Annotated in this window: 4 tRNA genes; all 4 read left to right on the forward strand. The window is 46.5% G+C overall.

The window, feature by feature from the left end:
- The first annotated feature begins 33 nt into the window (after positions 1 to 33).
- The 4 genes from QTO00_RS20630 to QTO00_RS20645 all read left to right on the forward strand — a co-directional run bounded on the left by QTO00_RS20630 (position 34) and on the right by QTO00_RS20645 (position 578).
- A tRNA-Gln gene (locus QTO00_RS20630) sits at positions 34 to 108 on the forward strand.
- 132 nt (positions 109 to 240) lie between these two features.
- Positions 241 to 325 (forward strand) — tRNA-Leu (locus QTO00_RS20635).
- Between the two features lie 37 nt (positions 326 to 362).
- Positions 363 to 439 (forward strand) — tRNA-Met (locus QTO00_RS20640).
- A 54-nt stretch (positions 440 to 493) separates the two neighbouring features.
- A tRNA-Leu gene (locus tag QTO00_RS20645) sits at positions 494 to 578 on the forward strand.
- The last annotated feature ends 11 nt before the right edge of the window (positions 579 to 589 follow it).

Raw genomic sequence — 589 nt, forward strand, 5'->3', positions numbered from 1 at the left:
CCATCTTTAAAGTCTCTTGTATTAGAGCACTGTAGGGCTATCGCCAAGCGGTAAGGCAGCGGCTTTTGATGCCGCCATTCCCTGGTTCGAATCCAGGTAGCCCTGCCATTATTTATAGGTTCAGTGGAAAAAGCGTTTTGATGCCCCACTCATTGTCCCTGGTTCGGCTCTAAATAGCCTGCCATTATTAAAACGTCTAATCGACTTTACCAATTGTCGGTTATGACTACAGATTATGTTGCGGAAGTGGCGGAATTGGTAGACGCACCAGATTTAGGTTCTGGCGCCGCAAGGTGTGAGAGTTCAAGTCTCTCCTTCCGCACCATCTCTTTTATATTGATGCTTAGCATTGATATTAAAGTGGCTACGTAGCTCAGCTGGTTAGAGCACATCACTCATAATGATGGGGTCACAGGTTCGAATCCCGTCGTAGCCACCATTTACAACGTCTTATCGACTTTACCAATTGTCGGTTATGACTACAGACTATGTTGCGGAAGTGGCGGAATTGGTAGACGCACCAGATTTAGGTTCTGGCGCCGCAAGGTGTGAGAGTTCAAGTCTCTCCTTCCGCACCATTATTTATACA

Origin of the sequence: Vibrio sp. M260118 (genome assembly GCF_036533755.1) — a bacterium.
Lineage (GTDB): Bacteria > Pseudomonadota > Gammaproteobacteria > Enterobacterales > Vibrionaceae > Vibrio.